This window comes from Ruegeria sp. AA6 (assembly GCF_056542865.1).
On the sequence record NZ_JBQGAN010000007.1, the window covers coordinates 22,133 to 39,927 of the forward strand.

Here is a 17,795-nt window from a genome sequence, read left to right on the forward strand (position 1 = left end):
GCTTAACCGCGCCCGATATAGGGCATCGTCGTCGCCATGACGGTCATGAATTGCACGTTGGCCTCTGGTGGCAGTTTCGCCATATGCAGAACTGACCGGGCCGCGTCTTCGACGGCCATGGTCGGATCGGGCTTTTGTCCCGCTTCAACTGCTGCCTCGACCAGCCCCTGAACCATCTGTGTACGCGCATTGCCGATATCAATCTGACCACAAGCGATGCCGAACTCACGCCCGTCCAAAGACAGGCTGCGGGTCAATCCGGTGATGGCGTGCTTCGTCGCCGAGTAATGCACCGAATTCGGACGCGGAACATAAGCCGCGATCGAGCCATTGTTGATGATGCGCCCGCCCTGCGGGGACTGGTGGCGCATGATCCGAAACGCCTCTCGGGCGCAATGGAACATGCCGTTCAGGTTCACATTGACGCTTTGGTACCAGTCCTCCAGCGCGATTTCATCAATCGTGCCACCGGGCGCGAAGATGCCAGCGTTGTTGAACAGCACATCCAGATGGCCGGTCTTGTCCTGAAAGGTCAGGAAAGCCGCTTGAACCGCCTCTGCATCCGTTACATCCGCGACCAACGGGATGGCGTTTGCCCGGTTCGAGGCCATGTCATGCAACTTATCGGTACTGCGGGCCAACAAGCCAACCGTCCAGCCTTCGGCCAGAAACACCTCGGCCGTGGCGTGACCTATGCCCGAGCTTGCGCCGGTTACGATGATGGTACTCATGTTTCTTCAGCCTCCAATGTCAGCGAAGCTGCCGGGACGGAGCGCAGGTCGTCCACGCGCAACGGATAGGTCGGTTTCGCCAGCCGGTTACGAACCACCCAGATCAGGCGTTCCTGAGCACGGGTGATGGCGACATAGGCCAAACGTTTCCACAGCGGCTGCCCCGCTTCGGTCCGGCCCATGCGGGCGGCGGCGTAGATGTCGGGGGCAAAGACCTGCACCGTATCCCATTGCGAGCCCTGCGCTTTGTGAATGGTCACCGCCGCGCCATGCAGAAAGGTCGCCCCCATTCGGGCGGCGTAGGGAATAAACGGCTCTTCCTCATCCGGTTTTTCAATTTTGACGATGGAGGCGGCGCTGACCTGTGGGTCTTCGGCCCCCATTACATGTAGCCGAGAAAACCCTGGCTTGCGCCCCGGCCCCAGATAGATGACCTGAGCGCCCTTGATCAGCCCGCGCGCCTCAAGGTCCAGCCGTTTCTTGCGGTGCTTCAACGGCAACTCGATGCCGTCGCAGATCAGTGGTTCGCCTTCCAGCAATTCGGTTTCCGGAGCGCCATGAACCTGCCGGAACGCCTGAATCAAGCGGATGCGCGTGGCGTTGCGCCAGACCAGAACCGGGCTGCGGGCCATCAGGTCAACTTCAACACGTTGGCCCCAGATAACGCGGTCATCCTGCCGGGCGGTCTGTTTAACAAGACGCTCAAAGTCTTCGAACCCCATCTGAGGGTCCGCCAGCGCGTGGGCAAGGTCAAGGATCGGGTTATCGGCATCCTGACGGTGAACCCGGTGCAGAATCTGTTTACGTGGTTCCGGCAACGCCTCGAACACCATGCTGCCCGATTGGTTGACGGGGGCCAGCTGCGCCGGATCGCCGAACAACAGAAGGGTTGGGAAAATCTCCTGCAAGTCCTCGAATTGCCGGTCGTCCAGCATCGAAGCTTCGTCCACAAAACCGATATCCAAAGGTTCCTCGCGGCGTTTCCAGCCGGTGATGAAGTCCGACCCCCGCAACCCGGCGGCAGCCAGCGCGCCGGGGATGGATTTGTTGTTCTCAAAAAACGCTGCCGCACGGTCGAGCGCTTCGTCGGTGAGGCCTTCGATCTCAGGCCGTTCGTCATTGCCCGCCAGCCATTCGGCGATGCGTTCGTATTCCGGGTCATAGACCGGGGTGTAGAGGATGCGGTGAATGGTCGTCGCTGGAACGCCGCGCAGGCGCAGCACGCTGGCGGCCTTGTTGGTCGGCGCCAGGATGGCAAGGCTGCGCTTTTCCCTTGCCTTGCGGCTTTCGAAATCGCCTGAGACGATCTGCGCCCCGGTTTCCGCCAAAGCCTTATAGAGTTCCGCCAGTAAGAGCGTTTTCCCCGACCCCGCTTTGCCGATTACCGCCATCACACCGGACTTTCCCGCACCGGGTAGTTTCAGCAGGGCGTCGTCATCCAGGTCGACACCGGCCGATTTCAACATCTCGGAAATGCTGTCAAAGGCGGCGGCCTGATCGTCAGAGAAGGTTACGGGGGGTATAGACATGGCGCGACCCTACAGGGCCGCGCCAGCTATCACCAGAGAGGGATTGGTGTTTTCGTCGATCAGGCGGACAACGCAAACCGATGCTGCCGTCCGATGCCGAAGGCAGTCTTGAACCACAGCCGGGACAGCTCGCGCGGGATGCCTGCGCGCTCGGCTACACGATTACAATCGTCTGCGGAATAGGGCCACAACCCGACCGAAATTTGGTCGCGCCCCTTCCCTTCCGATCCCAGAACCTCTGGCGAAGATCCGATCAACCGATAGATCCGAATCATCCGTGCATCAAAGACACCGGCAATGTGGGTCAGGCCGAACCCTTCCATCATCTCGCCACCGCTTAACATGATCGCCCCGGCCGTGTGCGGGCTGGCCGTGCGGGACAGGCAGAACCGGGTGACCTCCCAGATCAGAGGGCTACAGATCGGTTTACCGGGGTTCAGGTGGCCGAACACTTCATTTACCATGACTGGGCCGGTGGTTGGCAGCACGCGCATTGAACCACCGTGACTGCCATCCTCCTCTTCCCAGATGACATAGAGTGGGTTCAGATCATCATACTGATCCCGCTCCTCTCCTTTTTCGTTGACGTGTACGTCCCAACCCAGCCGGGTTTTGAACTGATCCGCACGATCCCGGAACATCCCCTCGGCGAGATCCGGAAACTTGTGCAGTTCGTCGGCATACAGATAGCGCAACATGACTTTTTTCCCCTTGTCGTCCTGTGCAGGAACGAAGGGGGTACGAAGTCATAGTTAATTTCCCGTTCTGAGGACGCGCGCCTCTTAAACCACTATTAATCCTCGGCTGAGCGCCGTGGCGATGGCGTGTGTGGTGTTCTGCGCTCCGAGCTTGGCACGGGCGCCTTCGATATAGACCCGCAAGGTATGCTCGGAAATTGACAGCGAATGTGCCACCTGCGCCCGGCTATAGCCCAGCGCCAGCAAGGTCATCGCGTCCACTTCGCGCGGTGACAGCCCGCGGGACGACTCGGGCTGACGATCCCTTTCGAACTCCAGCGCCTTTCGGTTGAAGTAATGCGCGATCAGGATCAGCTCGCGACCATGCCGTTCTTTGAACCGCAGCCAAGTTTCGTCATCGCAGGTATGGTTGACGGTGAACAAAGCGAATTGCCCGTTCGGACCCCGGATCGGAATCGAATACCCTTGATTGCCAACCCCGTGGCTTTGAGCGTCTTGCAGGAATGCTTTGGCTACTTTGCTGGACCAGTCCAGCGTTTTCCAATCAACCGGGTGGAACCGCTGAAAACACCCCAGAATGACCGGATCGATCCGGTGGTAGTTCTTTTCAAGGTACCGTTCGGCCCAGGCATCGGGATAGGTCGTATAGCCGTATTGATCCCCGGCGCCATCGACCCAATGATAAATGAGATGTTCGACCTTTAACCGGTCGCGCAGCCTGACGGCGACATTGCTTAGTTCATCAAGCGTGTTGGTGTTTTCCAAGTCCTCCAGGACCTGGCTCATATCGAGTTTTGTTCCCATTCGCAGGCGTCCGTACCTCAGCCTTCATGGACGCGATCTCGGCTGCGGCGATCAGTTTGGTGTCATCCAACTGCTCGGCCAGCGCGATCAAACCGTTCTCAACTGCGAAAGCGTTGAGGTCCGACAACACGTCCAGTATCCACTCATTCTGCGCCATCAGGGTCTCTCTGAAACAGTTAACGAAGGGTTAACACAACCATAACATGTGCAGTATTTTTCTGCCTATTCACTGCTTTCTACTCCCCAAAACCAGTGGGCCCACTGTCGGTAACCCTTTGCAAAGATTGAGCTCATCTCCAAAAAGAAACACCCGCGAACCGTTCTAACGATTCGCGGGCGTTGGTGCTTAATTTAAGTGCGGATCAACCGCGGGCGTCCAATACCTCTTCCAGGGTACGCATCCCCGTGCGCGGAGCCTGAACCAGAACCGACATGTTGCCCGGCTTATGCTCGTTGCGCATCATCTTCATATGCGCCTCGGGAAGCTCCTTCCACGAGAACACCTCGGACATGCAGGGGTCCAGACGACGTTCGACCATCAGCTGGTTAGCGGAAGCGGCCTGTTTCAGATGCGCAAAGTGCGAACCCTGCAAGCGCTTTTGATGCATCCACATATAACGCACGTCGAAGGTCAGGTTATACCCGGTGGTGCCTGCGCAGATCACGACCATGCCGCCCTTTTTCACCACGAAAGTCGATACCGGGAAGGTGCTTTCACCGGGATGTTCGAACACCATGTCGACGTTCACACCTTTGCCAGTGATATCCCAGATGGCCTTGCCGAATTTGCGGGCCTCTTTGAACCATTCAGCATATTCCGGCGTGTTCACTGTGGGCAACTGGCCCCAGCAATTGAAGTCCTTGCGGTTAATCACGCCCTTGGCGCCCAACCCCATAACGAAGTCGCGCTTGCTTTCGTCCGAGATCACACCAATCGCATTCGCGCCTGCAGTGTTGATCAGCTGGATGGCATAAGAACCCAGACCTCCCGACGCACCCCAGACGAGAACGTTCTGACCCGGTTTCAGGTCATGCGGTTCGTGCCCAAACAACATCCGGTAGGCCGTTGCCAGTGTCAGCGTGTAGCAGGCGCTTTCTTCCCAGGTCAGGTGCTTGGGGCGTGGCATCAGCTGCTGAGCCTGCACATTAGTGAACTGCGCGAACGAGCCGTCCGGCGTTTCATAACCCCAGATCCGCTGGCTGGGCGAATACATCGGGTCTCCACCGTTGCAATATTCGTCGTCGCCGTCGTCCTGGTTGCAGTGGATCACAACTTCGTCTCCCACTTTCCAGCGCTTGACCTTGTCACCAACGGCCCAAACGATGCCCGACGCGTCGGAACCGGCGATGTGGAATGGCTGACCGTGCCCGTCAAAGGGGCTGATCGGTTTGCCCAGCGACGCCCAAACGCCGTTGTAGTTCACACCCGCTGCCATCACCAGAACCAGCACTTCGTGGCTGTCCAGCTTGGGGACATCAACCACTTCCAACTGCATGGCCGTATCCGGCTCACCATGGCGTTCTTTACGGATCGCCCATGCGTACATTTGTTTCGGGACATATCCCATCGGAGGGATTTCACCCATCTCATACAGGTCTTTTTCCGGTGCCTCGTACGACGCGATGCCGCTGTCGGTGTCCAGAGCCATTTTGGCCTCCCTTGTTCAAACCCATTGCCGCGATGCAGAATCGCCGGCTTCACTCGATGAGTATTGACCGTTGAGCAACATTGCAACCCATTTCGGGCGATTTTTGTAATTTTATGACCCAGCGGATGCAGAAATTTCTTTCGCGGACGCAGAAAGATCCTGTTCAACGCCCAAAGGCGCCGAGGCCGCATAGTAATCCAAAAGGTCAACCCGTTGACCAGACGACGATAATTTCCCGTCTTCACGCCTGAGGATGCGGCGATCCACAAATTGCTGAATGCCGTTCTCAATCGTTTTTCGATCCATCGGCTCGGAAATTCCGTTACGTCGCTGAAGCTGATCAATCAAAGCCACGGCGTCGGCCTCAGATAGTTCACCCTTTTCGCGCACAAGCCAGCACGCAGCCGGTCCGGGCACTAACGGAATTGCTTCCCCGATGCCTGCCATCAGATCCCGGGCCAGATCGGTCATCAGATTGGCTTCGTGCTTAGCACGAAAGGCTCGCAGCGAGATTGGCTTGCCATATCGCACCGACGCGACGCCAAACCGCTCGTAGCGGCCCGTAAGCCGCCGCCCGATTTGTTTCAGAATCCACCAGGAAATGACTCCGATCCTGGCGCGAAACCGGCGCTCATTGCCAAGCGCAGCTTTGGTCAGAATTGTATCCTCAAGCACCCGGTCGTAATTCAAAGCGACCGGTACGAACACCACATCCCTCCCGTCCGGATTGGCGGCGTCGATGATGTATTTGAGCAAACCCAGCTTGGGCCGCCCCAAGGCTCCGGTCAAGCTCAGCCCGCCTTCGGGGAACATGGCCTGCGTCACACCGGCCTCGGTCGCGTGGCGGACGTAGCAGGCCAGCACTTGGCGATACAGCTCACTCCCCGATTTACGGCGGATAAAATATGCACCCATCGCACGGATCAGGCGGCTAAGGGGCCAGACCCGCGCCCATTCTCCTACCGCGTAAGACAGCGCAGATTGTTGCGCTGCAAGGTAGGTGACCAGAACGTAGTCCATGTTGCTGCGGTGATTCATGACAAACACCACCGTCGCATCGGGGTCGATATCCCCTATGGCCTTTTCGTCCAGGTAACTGAGCCGCACATTGTAGAACGCGTTGCTCAGCATTCGAGCCATACGAATGGCGAAGCTGAAATAAGCTACGGCGGAAAAGGAAGGGACAATCTCGCGCGCATAACGACGTGCGGTTTCAAAAGCGACGGCCTCAGGAACACGTTCTTCACGCGCAAAGTTCTGAACGGCCTGCCCGACCTGCGGATCATAAATCAGACGTTGAATCATGTCGTGCCGACGCGCCAGCTTGAAGGGCTGGATCGGGCGTTGCAGGCGTTTGTTCAGGCGTTTGACGGCGCGTTCCAGACGGCGGCGAAAAAACCAGCGCACCGAGGGAAACAGAAAATGCGAGGCTAGGGTGACCGCGGCAAATACCAGGATCAGCAAAAACAGCCAAAGCGGAAGTTCCACGGTCTGAGTCATGGTCGCACACTGCCACCAAACTGCGGCACCTACAATCTGAAGAACCACATATGCCGCGACGCAGCGAATTGACATATCCCAAAAATTGCGCTTTAGAACGCTAAAGCGTAATTTTCTTACCCTACCGATAGACGAGGCCCCGCTATGACGCAGACGCAGAAAGATCGCCCCTGGCTCATCCGAACCTATGCCGGTCATTCCACGGCCAAGGCGTCGAACGCGTTGTATCGTGGGAACCTCGCAAAGGGTCAGACAGGTCTGTCTGTGGCGTTCGATCTGCCGACTCAGACCGGATATAACAGCGATCACACACTGGCGCGCGGCGAAGTGGGCAAAGTGGGCGTGCCCGTCTGCCATCTGGGTGACATGCGGGTGCTGTTCGACCAGATACCGCTGGAACAGATGAACACGTCGATGACAATCAACGCGACAGCCCCTTGGCTGCTGGCGCTTTATATTGCGGTGGCCGAGGAACAGGGCGCGGATGTTTCTAAACTGCAGGGCACGGTTCAGAACGACCTGATCAAGGAGTACTTGAGCCGCGGCACCTATGTCTGCCCGCCGAAACCGTCACTGAAGATGATCGCGGACGTGGCCGAGTATTGCTACACCAACGTGCCGAAATGGAACCCGATGAACGTGTGTTCCTACCACCTGCAAGAGGCAGGCGCTACGCCGGAACAGGAACTGGCTTATGCGCTGGCCACGGCAATTGCCGTATTGGACGAGCTGCGCCCCCGCGTCCCGGCCGAAGATTTCCCCGCGCTGTGTGGACGCATTTCGTTCTTTGTGAACGCAGGGATCCGCTTTGTTACTGAAATGTGCAAGATGCGCGCTTTCGTCGATCTGTGGGACGAAATTCTGCAACAACGCTATGGTGTCGAAAATCCGAAATTCCGCAGGTTCCGCTACGGTGTTCAAGTGAATTCCTTGGGCCTGACCGAGCAGCAGCCTGAAAACAACGTGTATCGCATCTTGATCGAGATGCTCGCCGTGACCTTGTCGAAGAAAGCCCGTGCCCGCGCTGTTCAGCTGCCCGCATGGAATGAAGCCCTTGGGCTGCCTCGCCCTTGGGATCAGCAATGGTCAATGCGGATGCAGCAGATTCTGGCGTATGAGACCGACCTGCTGGAATACGGCGACTTGTTCGACGGCAACCCAGCCGTGGACGCCAAAGTTGAGGAACTGAAAGACGGCGCCCGTGCCGAATTGGCGAACCTGGATTCGATGGGAGGCGCAGTTGCCTCGATCGAATACATGAAATCCCGCCTTGTGGATTCCAACGCCGAACGTCTCAACCGGATCGAACGGAATGAAACCGTCGTGGTCGGCGTGAACAAATGGACCGAGGGCGAACCCTCGCCCCTGCAGACCGAAGATGGCGGCATCATGGTCGTTGATCCCGCTGTGGAACAGGAGCAGATCAACCGCCTAAACGAATGGCGCGCGGATCGCGACGCCGCGGCGGTGGCGTCCGCGCTGGCTGCGTTGCGAGACGCAGCGCAATCGGGGACCAATGTGATGGAGCCATCAATTGCCGCAGCCAAGGCTGGTGTTACCACCGGCGAATGGGCCGAGGAAATGCGCAAAGTCTACGGCACCTATCGCGGCCCGACCGGCGTATCAGGTTCAGTTTCAAACAAAACCGAAGGGCTGGACGACCTGCGCGCCGCCGTGGATGCCGTTAGCGACAAGCTTGGCCGCCGCCTGAAATTCCTGGTCGGCAAACCGGGGCTGGACGGCCATTCCAACGGTGCCGAACAGATTGCCTTCCGCGCCCGCGATTGCGGCATGGATATCAGCTATGAAGGTATCCGCCTGACGCCCGAGGAAATCGTCAACGCTGCTATGGAAGACGAAGCCCATGTAATTGGCCTTTCAATCCTGTCAGGCAGTCATATCCCGCTGGTGCAGGATGTGATGACCCGTTTGCGCGAGGCCGGATTGGACAACATCCCCGTGGTGGTCGGTGGGATCATTCCAGATGAAGACGCCGCAAAACTCCGGGCTATGGGGGTCGCTAAAATCTATACGCCCAAGAATTTCGAGCTTAATGCGATAATGAGCGATATTGTCACATTGGTTGATCCGCAAAATATTGCCGCTGAATAGCGCCGGATCCATTCTATTCTTTCAGTCTCTATTGCTTTACGCAAAGAGTTAGATAAATACCGAGTTCTGAAAAACGGTGGACTTTGTCTCCCACCCAAAAACGGTATTCAGAATGGAGAATGAAAATGGCAATCAACCTTGAAAAAATGTCGCGCAAAGATCTGATAGAACTGCGCGACAAGGTGGATGCCGCGCTAAAAAGCGCTGAAAAGCGCGAACGCAAGGAAGCCCTGAAAGCCGCCGAAAAAGCCGCGGCTGAATTTGGGTTTTCCCTTTCCGAATTGTCTGGCGGCGCATCGAGATCCGCAAATACTCCTAAAAACAGCGCAAAATATAAAAACCCGAACAACCACGAACAGACCTGGTCTGGGCGCGGGCGCAAGCCTCAATGGGTTCATGACGCTTTAAAAGCTGGAGCAGATATTTCGGATTTGGAAATCTGAAAGGAATTGGCTGTAAAATGACAATTCATATTGGCGCCGAAAAAGGTGAAATTGCAGAAACCGTTCTAATGCCCGGTGATCCTTATCGCGCAAAATGGGCTTCGGAAACCTTTTTGCAAGACGCGAAGCTGGTTAATAACGTTCGCGGAATGTTGGGCTATACCGGAACCTGGAAGGGAAACCCGGTCACTATTCAAGGCAGTGGCATGGGTATGCCTTCGCTTTCGATATACGCCAATGAGCTGATCCGCGATTTCGGCGCTAAAACCCTGATCCGGATAGGATCCTGTGGCGGTATGCAGGACAGCGTCAAAATCCGCGACGTGATTCTGGCGATGACGTCGACCACGCTCAGCACCCCATCGCGCGGTATCCTGAAAGAGTTGAACTTTGCGCCCTGCGCTGATTGGGGTCTTTTGCAAGCTGCAGCACAGGCAGCGTCCGCAAAGGGCACTCCGACGCATGTCGGTGGGATCTATTCATCTGACGTGTTCTATGACGAACGCCCAGATTTGAATGAACAGATGGTGCGCCATGGCATTCTGGGGGTCGAGATGGAAGCGGCCGAACTTTATATCCTTGCCGCGCGTCACAACTGCCGGGCACTGGCTGTTCTAACAGTTTCAGACCATCTGCTAACCGGTGAGGCTCTGCCCTCATCCGAGCGTGAGAGCAGCTTTGGGGACATGGTCGAAATTGCCTTGCATGCGGCGTTTCCCGACGCGTTATGAACCAAGTCAGGGCGTACCAAACGCCCTGTTTCTTTATTTCCCGTTTAAACAGCTAGTCGGCTCATTCGCCCCCTCTTGCCGCGCCCCGCAATAGGCACAGACCCAGACGCCTTCCTTGCGGTGTTGCCGCCACCGGCAATCTCGCGTCAAAGAAGATGTCTTCGACCGCCAGATGAAATAGGCGAACACTCCGGCCGCCAGCAATAACAACAGAATGGGCATGCTTATGCATTGCCCAATCCTGTGGCAAATTCAAGCGTCAGGCAGCGTTGGCGTATTCGAACAGTTCAGGTTCGTGAGCTTCGGATAACGGCGCTGGCTCCGGCGTGTAAAAGGCCCAAGCTTGTTCAAGCGCTTCAAGTGCCTCAGCGGCTTTTGTTTTAGAGTTTTGTTCTTGCATCGGAGCGATCCCGTTTCGGTTCCATCACTCCTCCCTGAGCGTAAGATAACTTGGGTCAGGGCAGGCTGCATTGCATAGTTTTGCAATCTTGCCATGCGCTTGCCGCAGGGCGGCAAGCGCGGTCTTGGAAGTGTCGCTTAAACTGAGCGGTCGACCATCATCTTTTTGATCTCGGCAATCGCCTTGGCCGGGTTAAGACCTTTTGGGCAGGTCTTGGCACAGTTCATAATCGTGTGGCATCGATACAGCTTGAACGGGTCTTCCAGCTCGTCCAGGCGCTCACCTGTGGCTTCGTCGCGACTGTCGATGATCCAGCGGTATGCGTGCAACAAAGCAGCAGGCCCTAGATAGCGGTCACCGTTCCACCAGTAGCTCGGGCACGAAGTCGAACAGCTGGCGCACATCACACATTCATAAAGACCATCCAGCTTCTTACGGTCTTCGATCGACTGCTTCCACTCTTTCGCCGGGCGGTTGGTCTTGGTTTCCAGCCACGGCATGATGGATGCGTGTTGGGCGTAGAAATGAGTCAAGTCAGGGATCAGGTCCTTGACCACCGGCATATGCGGCAACGGATAAATCTTCACGTCGCCCTTGATCTCATCCATACCATAGATACAGGCCAGCGTGTTGATCCCGTCGATGTTCATCGCGCAGGAACCACAGATGCCTTCGCGGCAGGATCGGCGGAAGGTCAGGGTCGGATCGATCTCGTTTTTGATCTTGATCAGCGCGTCCAGAACCATCGGACCGCAAGTATCCATGTCGACGAAATAGGTGTCGAGCTGCGGGTTTTTCCCATCATCCGGGTTCCAGCGATAGATTTGAAATTTCCGCACATTGGTCGCGCCTTCAGGCTTAGGCCACGTCTTGCCCGTTGTCATGCGCGAATTCTTGGGGAGGGTCAGTTGTACCATAAGTTCCTCTCCTTAGAACGTCCGCGCCTTGGGCGCGATTTTCTTGAGGCTGATGCCGCCTTCGTCTTCGGTGGTCAGCGGATCAACGATGACTGGACGATAGCTGAGGTCCACCTTGTTGCCCTCAACCCGGCTGACGGTGTGAACGCGCCAGTTCTCATCATCACGCTCGGTGAAATCCTCATGCGCGTGGGCGCCGCGAGATTCCTTGCGTGCCTCGGCACCAACGATGGTGGCCAGCGCGCTTGGCATCAGGTTGGTTAGTTCCAGCGTTTCCATCAGGTCGGTATTCCAGACCAACGAGCGGTCGGTGACCTTCAAGTCGTCCATCTTGGCGGCGATTGCCGTCATCTTCTCGACGCCTTCGGCCATGGTTTTGGCCGTCCGGAACACCGCAGCGTCTTCCTGCATGGTCCGCTGCATCTCAAGCCTCAAATCCGCGGTTGGGATAGCTCCGCTGGCGTTGCGCACTGCGTCGAAGCGGTCAAAGGCCTTGTCTACCGAGGCCTGATTCAGAACCGGGTTCGACGCCTTGGGGTCCACCACCTCACCGGCCCGGATCGCGGCCGCGCGGCCAAACACCACCAAATCGATCAGAGAGTTTGAACCCAGACGGTTGGCTCCGTGGACCGAGGCACAGCCCGCTTCCCCTACGGCCATCAGGCCGGGGACAACAGCGGTCGGGTTGTCGGCGGTTGGGTTCAGAACTTCGCCCCAATAGTTGGTCGGAATACCGCCCATGTTATAGTGCACGGTGGGCAAAACCGGGATCGGTTCCTTGGTGACGTCAACACCTGCAAATACGCGCGCCGATTCAGAAATCCCCGGCAGACGTTCGGCCAGCGCGTCGGCGGGCAAGTGGCTCAAGTTCAGGTGGATGTGGTCACCGTTTTCACCATGACCGCGGCCTTCGCGAATTTCCATGGTCATCGAACGCGAGACATAGTCACGCGGCGCGAGATCCTTGTACTGGGGCGCATAGCGCTCCATGAACCGTTCGCCTTCCGAGTTGGTCAGGTAACCGCCCTCACCTCGGGCACCTTCGGTGATCAGACAGCCCGAGCCGTAGATGCCGGTCGGATGGAACTGAACGAATTCCATATCCTGCAGTGCCAGACCCGCACGGGCCACCATTCCGCCGCCGTCGCCGGTGCAGGTATGGGCCGAGGTTGCGCTGAAATAGGCGCGACCGTAACCGCCGGTCGCCAGCACCACCATCTTGGCGTTGAAGACGTGCATCGTGCCGTCGTCCAGCTTCCAGCAGACAACACCCTGACACTGCCCGTCCTCGGACATGATCAGGTCGATGGCGAAGTATTCGATGTAGAACTCAGCGTTGTTCTTCAGCGACTGGCCGTACAGCGTGTGCAGGATCGCGTGGCCGGTTCGGTCGGCGGCGGCACAAGTCCGCTGAACAGCGGGGCCTTCACCGAATTCGGTGGTGTGGCCACCAAACGGGCGCTGGTAAATTTTGCCTTCTTCGGTCCGGCTGAAGGGCACGCCATAGTGCTCCAGCTCATAAACCGCTTTTGGGGCTTCGCGCGCGAGGTATTCCATCGCGTCGGTGTCACCCAGCCAGTCCGAGCCCTTTACGGTGTCATACATGTGCCACTGCCAGTGGTCCGGGCCCATGTTTGACAGCGACGCGGCGATACCACCCTGCGCTGCAACCGTGTGCGATCGGGTCGGGAAAACCTTGGTGACACAAGCCGTGCGCAGGCCCTGTTCCGCCATGCCCAACGTCGCGCGCAGACCTGCACCACCTGCGCCTACGACGACAACGTCGTATTCGTGGGTTTCATATTCATATGCTGCTGTCATTGTTCTTATTCCTTACCGCGCATCATCACAGGGCGAGTTTGACCAGAGCGAACAGCCCGGCCGCCATCAGCGTGTAACCAAGGGCGTACATTGCCGCGAGAGAGACCTTCTCCAGCACACCGTGCACATAGTCCTCGATGGCTTCCTGCGCTTCGTACATCAGTTGCAACAGGCCCACGATCAACGTCAGGGCGGTTACAATTGCCGGAAACGGGCGGCTGAAATAGGCCAGAACCTCTTCGTAGGTTCCGCCAATGCCAGCTCCGAAAATAAAGATGAAGATCGGCACCAGAACGGTCAGGATCATGGCCCGAACCATCGTCTGCCAATGGGTGTGTGTGCCGGATTTCCCTGCACCCAGTCCCTGTGCGCGCTTGCGGTCAGTCAGATATCGCATGTGCCGTCCCCTTAAACCGCAATCACAGTGATGATGGTCAGGATGGTCGCGCCAACGAACATGCCCAGACCCAGCTTCTCGGCGACCTCAACATCAAGGCAATAACCAAAATCCCAAAGAACGTGGCGCAGACGGCCCAGCGTGTGATACCACAAGCCCCATGTCGCAGCGGTCAGAATAATGTCACCGAACCAGCTGCGGAGAAATCCGTCGATCCCGGCAAAGGCACTTTCCGAGGTCGAAGCGGCCAGCAGCCACCAGACGACCAGAATTGCGACAGCGAATACGCCAATCCCGGTCAGACGCACCATGATCGAAGACACGGACGTCATCTGGGGGCGATAAATCATAATATGTGGCGAGAGCGGGCGGTTGCCCCGATTGACATCGGCCATGTCGGCTCCTCTTTCGTTGGCTACCCGTCGTTTTACCTTTTTTTGCCAATCTGTCACGTGCTGCGTGCGCAAAAACAGGTAAAATGGATGCTAAGTCGCAGTTTTTTTGCGTATGTGATCACACAAAATATTAGCGTGATCACAAAACCCCACCCGTCGCTTGAATGTTAGCGTTTTCAGTAGAAAAGCATTGTGATCACGAATCTGCTCTCTAACGATTCACAGACGCGGATTGCTGTATAACTTCGCGCAGAAGCTTTTTTCGTATCCGTTCAGGGTAATCGGCAAAGCCAGCAGCCGACACCACAAAGGCCCCCTCTCCGACAATGACGTTTTCAAAGAAATAGGCAGTCAGGTCAGGTTCACTTTCTTCGATGGCGATCGCGTTGACGGTCACTCCACGCGCGCGCAGGGCTTTGTGCAACTCAGACGGCTCGACACCTTCGTTCGATACCCCGTCGCCCGAAATGTCTATCAAATGCCGCTTGCATTCCGTGACCGTATCGAAGCTGGTCATGGTCATTTCCAGCGCCTCGCCGATGGCCGTTGAAAAGTTGCGCCAGACCCTGGGATCGCGGGCGACCTGATCCGCAAACCGCTCGAGCGCATCGAAGCTGTCGATCCGGGTCCAGGGAATCGTGACCTGCTGGCGAGAGGACCCGGTCCATTGCACCAGCATCAATTGCGCCTGACCGCGGACCAATGCCTCGGACACCAAGGGATCACGCAGGCCGGTCGCCAGACCATCCATCTGTATCCGATACTCTGTTGAATCCACCGATCCCGACACGTCCACTGCCAACGCCAAGGCCAGATCACAAGCCAGCACAGGCGGGGTCAGGAAAAGACAGGCAGCGAATGAGCGAAGCAGGATCATGACCGCAGCCTAGCACGAATGGCGTTGGCTGCGATCACATGAATGTGGGCAGCCTCAGATCGGCATCAACGCCCAATAGTCGAGGTCCAGCAAAACATTCGGCTGATAGCGACCGTCTTCGTTTTTCAAGGCAAATGGCTCACCGCCCTTTATAGCGACCAGCCGCAAACGGATGGCCCCCACACCGGGCACACCGGTTTCGGCTTTGTCCAGAACCTCGGACCAAGCTTTGATCGTGTCGCCCGCGAAACACGGATTGGCATGGGCACCGCCGTTCAAGCCAACGATCATCTGCGCGTTGGCCAACCCATTGAACGACAAGGTCCGCGCCATCGAGATCACATGACCGCCGTAGATCAGCCGCCCTTCAGGGCGGAAGGTCAGGTCGAAATGCACCTTGGCGGTGTTCTGCCACAGGCGCGTAGCCAGCATGTGCTCGGCCTCTTCAACCGTCACACCGTCCACGTGGTCAATGGTTTCGCCGATCTCGTAGTCACCCCAACGATGCGGCTCGCCTGCCAGTGAAAAATCGTAGCTGGAAAAATCCAGACCCTCAGGGATCACAAGATCGCTGGGCTCCAGCACCTTTTTCAGCTCGGGCACCACCGCCTCGGGCGCGGGCGCGTCCGGGTTCGCCTTGCGCACCATCACCCAGCGGACATATTCGATCACCACTTCGTCCAACTGGTTCAGGCCCCGCGTCCGCACCCAGACCACCCCGGTCTTGCCGTTCGAGTTCTGCTTGACCCCTATCACCTCAGAGACCGAACGCAGCGTATCGCCCGCATAAACCGGCAGTAACCAGCGCCCTTCGGCATAGCCCAGATTGGCAACTGCATTCAGCGAGACATCCGGCACGGTCTTGCCGAACACCACATGAAAAGCCGCAAGATCGTCAATGGGACTTTCCTGCAATCCGCAGGCCCGCGCGAATTCATCCGAGGAATAAAGCGCATGACGCGCGGGGTAGAGCGCATGGTACAGGCCGCGCTCGCCTTCCGTTACGGTGCGAGGGACGGCGTGGTGCAGCACCTGCCCAACAGAGTAATCCTCGAAAAAACGGCCCGGATTGGTTTTTGCCATTATTGCTGTCCCAGTTTCATATCGGGGGAATAGTCAGCCTCGACCTCTTTGGTCACGGCCTGCGCGCAGCGCATCATGCGGCTGTTTTCGTCATAGGCGTAAGACGGATCGCCATACAGTTCCCAGCCCTTGGCCAAAGCATCCGAAACTTTATGGCAGAAGGCCGACGTGTCTTCCTCGGTCAGCAGACGGTAGAGTTTTGCCATAGTTTTGCTCCTTATCCACCAAAGGGGTTCGGGCCAACCAGCCCGTGAATGTACCCGATAACGCCCAGCAGCACGATTGAGGCGACAAAGAACATCGCATCCTTGCCATAGGTGCCGGGTTCTCCGGGCGTCCAGTCGGGTTCGGATTTGTTGATCACGATGACTTCGACTACAGCCCAAGCCAGCAAACCACCGAACAGGATGATCGAGGCCAGATCGCCATTCACCAGCAAATGCGCAAAGGCCCACAATTTGAACCCTCCTAACATCGGATGGCGCAGCTTGTTCAGCAAGCGACCCTTGTTGCCAGCGGGGCTCATCATGTAAATCGCGATCAACACCAACAGGTTGTTCACGTGGATCAGGAAAGTCGGCGGAGCCCAGACGAATACGGTCTCGGTCATGCGATAGCCGAAGATCATCAGCAGGATCGCGACCACCAACGCCAGCGCCACCGCGCCTTTACCGCCATTGCCCATCGCAGAGCGCTGCGCTGGCATCACACGTTTGAACAGATGTGCGGCCCACCATAGCGCCACACCAAGGATCAGAAGAACAAAGCCCATGCTGGCTTACCCCGCTTCCAAAGCTGAAATCGCCTCTGCTTTTGCCAGAGTTTCGCGGGCCGTTACAACATGCAGGTTTTCAACAATCTTCCCATCGACGACAGCAACGCCCTGCCCTTGGGCCTCGGTCTCTTCGAAGGCCGCGATTTGACGGCGGGCGAGATCAATCTCAGCCTCGGAAGGCGCAAAGGCCGCGTTGGTTATTTCCACCTGTGCCGGGTGGATCAGGGTCTTGCCGTCAAAACCCATGTCGCGGCCCTGTTCGCATTCGGCGGCCAGACCATCATTGTCTTTGAATGCGTTATACACACCATCAACGATGATCAGCCCTTCGGCCTTCGCTGCCAACAGGCACAGCCCCAAAGAGGTCATCAGCGGCAGGCGGTCAGCGCGGAACCGGGTTTGCAGGTCTTTGGCAAGATCGTTGGTTCCCATGACAAAACCTGTCATCAACGGATGTGCCGCAATCTCAGCAGCGTTCAGCATGCCGCGCGGGGTCTCCATCATCGCCCAGACCGGCATGTCGCCGGTGATTGCGGCCAATGCGTCAACGTCCGCCGCTGAATTCACTTTGGGCAACAGAACCACGTCGGCGTCCATCTGGCGCACGGCCTCTGCATCCGCGCGACCCCATTCTGTATCCAACCCGTTGATACGGACGATCTTGACCCGGTCACCATAGCCCCCGGCCGCCAGTGCCGCACGGAGCGTCTCACGAGCGTTGGCTTTTTCGTCTGCGGCCACCGCGTCCTCAAGATCAAAAATGATCGCATCCACCGGCAAGGTTCGGGCCTTGTCCAGCGCCCGGTCGCGGGAGCCGGGGATATAGAGAACTGAGCGATAGGGGCGCTGACGAGGGTCCATTGGCCTCTCCATTAGAAAGAATATTGCGTGGAATGGGGCATTTTTTTTCGGAAAGTTCAAGAAGAAATTCGC

Annotated in this window: 20 protein-coding genes; 3 read left to right on the forward strand and 17 right to left on the reverse strand. The window is 57.4% G+C overall.

The genetic code is table 11. The features are described 5' to 3' along the window. Positions 1-2: 2 nt before the first annotated feature. From ACR0LN_RS10955 to ACR0LN_RS10985, 7 genes are all read right to left on the reverse strand, one after another. On the reverse strand, positions 3-731 hold the full coding sequence (locus tag ACR0LN_RS10955; RefSeq protein WP_480429723.1) for an SDR family oxidoreductase: 729 nt from the start codon (positions 729-731) through the stop codon (positions 3-5). Continuing rightward, positions 728-2,260, reverse strand: coding sequence for an ATP-dependent DNA helicase (locus ACR0LN_RS10960; protein ID WP_480429725.1), 1,533 nt, complete (start codon positions 2,258-2,260; stop codon positions 728-730). Before ACR0LN_RS10960 ends, ACR0LN_RS10955 begins: the two co-directional genes overlap by 4 nt. Before the next feature lie 59 nt (positions 2,261-2,319). Further along, positions 2,320-2,958: an acyl-homoserine-lactone synthase gene (locus tag ACR0LN_RS10965; protein ID WP_480429727.1), complete on the reverse strand. Its 639-nt coding sequence runs from the start codon at positions 2,956-2,958 to the stop codon at positions 2,320-2,322. Between the two features lie 84 nt (positions 2,959-3,042). Beyond that, the gene (locus tag ACR0LN_RS10970; protein WP_480429729.1) at positions 3,043-3,762 is read right to left on the reverse strand and encodes a helix-turn-helix transcriptional regulator; all 720 of its coding nucleotides are present in this window, start codon (positions 3,760-3,762) and stop codon (positions 3,043-3,045) included. Continuing rightward, positions 3,701-3,919 carry a hypothetical protein gene (locus ACR0LN_RS10975; RefSeq protein WP_480429731.1) on the reverse strand — a complete coding sequence of 73 codons (219 nt, stop codon included), beginning with the start codon at positions 3,917-3,919 and terminating at the stop codon, positions 3,701-3,703. The genes ACR0LN_RS10970 and ACR0LN_RS10975 overlap by 62 nt, the downstream gene beginning before the upstream one ends. A 205-nt stretch (positions 3,920-4,124) precedes the next feature. After that, positions 4,125-5,411, reverse strand: coding sequence for a crotonyl-CoA carboxylase/reductase (gene ccrA, locus ACR0LN_RS10980; protein WP_480429733.1), 1,287 nt, complete (start codon positions 5,409-5,411; stop codon positions 4,125-4,127). A gap of 111 nt (positions 5,412-5,522) precedes the next feature. Then, positions 5,523-6,911, reverse strand: coding sequence for a 1-acyl-sn-glycerol-3-phosphate acyltransferase (locus ACR0LN_RS10985; RefSeq protein ID WP_480429734.1), 1,389 nt, complete (start codon positions 6,909-6,911; stop codon positions 5,523-5,525). A gap of 144 nt (positions 6,912-7,055) precedes the next feature. Here ACR0LN_RS10985 and ACR0LN_RS10990 point away from each other — a divergent pair, with 144 nt between their 5' ends. From ACR0LN_RS10990 to deoD, 3 genes are all read left to right on the forward strand, one after another. Beyond that, positions 7,056-9,023 carry a methylmalonyl-CoA mutase family protein gene (locus ACR0LN_RS10990; protein WP_480429735.1) on the forward strand — a complete coding sequence of 656 codons (1,968 nt, stop codon included), beginning with the start codon at positions 7,056-7,058 and terminating at the stop codon, positions 9,021-9,023. Between the two features lie 125 nt (positions 9,024-9,148). Then, a complete protein-coding gene (locus tag ACR0LN_RS10995; protein WP_480429736.1) occupies positions 9,149-9,466 on the forward strand; it encodes an H-NS histone family protein in 318 nt (105 codons plus the stop codon). 17 nt (positions 9,467-9,483) lie between these two features. Then, positions 9,484-10,197: a purine-nucleoside phosphorylase gene (deoD, locus tag ACR0LN_RS11000; protein WP_480429738.1), complete on the forward strand. Its 714-nt coding sequence runs from the start codon at positions 9,484-9,486 to the stop codon at positions 10,195-10,197. Between the two features lie 259 nt (positions 10,198-10,456). Here the strand turns inward: deoD and ACR0LN_RS11005 are convergent, their stop codons facing one another. From ACR0LN_RS11005 to ACR0LN_RS11050, 10 genes are all read right to left on the reverse strand, one after another. Beyond that, entirely contained in the window at positions 10,457-10,597 is a 141-nt protein-coding gene (locus ACR0LN_RS11005; RefSeq protein WP_480429739.1) for a hypothetical protein, read from the reverse strand. Positions 10,598-10,734: 137 nt separating this feature from the next. Continuing rightward, positions 10,735-11,514 (reverse strand): succinate dehydrogenase iron-sulfur subunit, encoded by a 780-nt coding sequence (locus ACR0LN_RS11010; RefSeq protein ID WP_480429740.1) that lies wholly within the window; start codon positions 11,512-11,514, stop codon positions 10,735-10,737. Between the two features lie 12 nt (positions 11,515-11,526). After that, positions 11,527-13,335: a succinate dehydrogenase flavoprotein subunit gene (gene sdhA, locus ACR0LN_RS11015; RefSeq protein ID WP_480429742.1), complete on the reverse strand. Its 1,809-nt coding sequence runs from the start codon at positions 13,333-13,335 to the stop codon at positions 11,527-11,529. Between the two features lie 25 nt (positions 13,336-13,360). Next, a complete protein-coding gene (locus ACR0LN_RS11020; RefSeq protein WP_480429743.1) occupies positions 13,361-13,732 on the reverse strand; it encodes a succinate dehydrogenase, hydrophobic membrane anchor protein in 372 nt (123 codons plus the stop codon). Between the two features lie 11 nt (positions 13,733-13,743). Beyond that, on the reverse strand, positions 13,744-14,127 hold the full coding sequence (gene sdhC, locus ACR0LN_RS11025) for a succinate dehydrogenase, cytochrome b556 subunit (RefSeq protein ID WP_480429744.1): 384 nt from the start codon (positions 14,125-14,127) through the stop codon (positions 13,744-13,746). A gap of 211 nt (positions 14,128-14,338) precedes the next feature. Further along, complete coding sequence (locus tag ACR0LN_RS11030) at positions 14,339-15,004, reverse strand: DUF1194 domain-containing protein (RefSeq protein WP_480429746.1); 666 nt, start codon at positions 15,002-15,004, stop codon at positions 14,339-14,341. Positions 15,005-15,058: 54 nt separating this feature from the next. After that, positions 15,059-16,087, reverse strand: a complete 1,029-nt coding sequence (locus ACR0LN_RS11035; protein ID WP_480429748.1) for a MaoC family dehydratase — start codon at positions 16,085-16,087, stop codon at positions 15,059-15,061. Further along, entirely contained in the window at positions 16,087-16,293 is a 207-nt protein-coding gene (locus tag ACR0LN_RS11040; protein ID WP_170332370.1) for a DUF1737 domain-containing protein, read from the reverse strand. The genes ACR0LN_RS11035 and ACR0LN_RS11040 overlap by 1 nt, the downstream gene beginning before the upstream one ends. An 11-nt stretch (positions 16,294-16,304) precedes the next feature. Further along, positions 16,305-16,859, reverse strand: a complete 555-nt coding sequence (locus ACR0LN_RS11045; protein WP_480429750.1) for an NnrU family protein — start codon at positions 16,857-16,859, stop codon at positions 16,305-16,307. Between the two features lie 6 nt (positions 16,860-16,865). Continuing rightward, positions 16,866-17,723, reverse strand: a complete 858-nt coding sequence (locus ACR0LN_RS11050; protein ID WP_480429752.1) for an HpcH/HpaI aldolase/citrate lyase family protein — start codon at positions 17,721-17,723, stop codon at positions 16,866-16,868. Between the last annotated feature and the right edge of the window lie 72 nt (positions 17,724-17,795).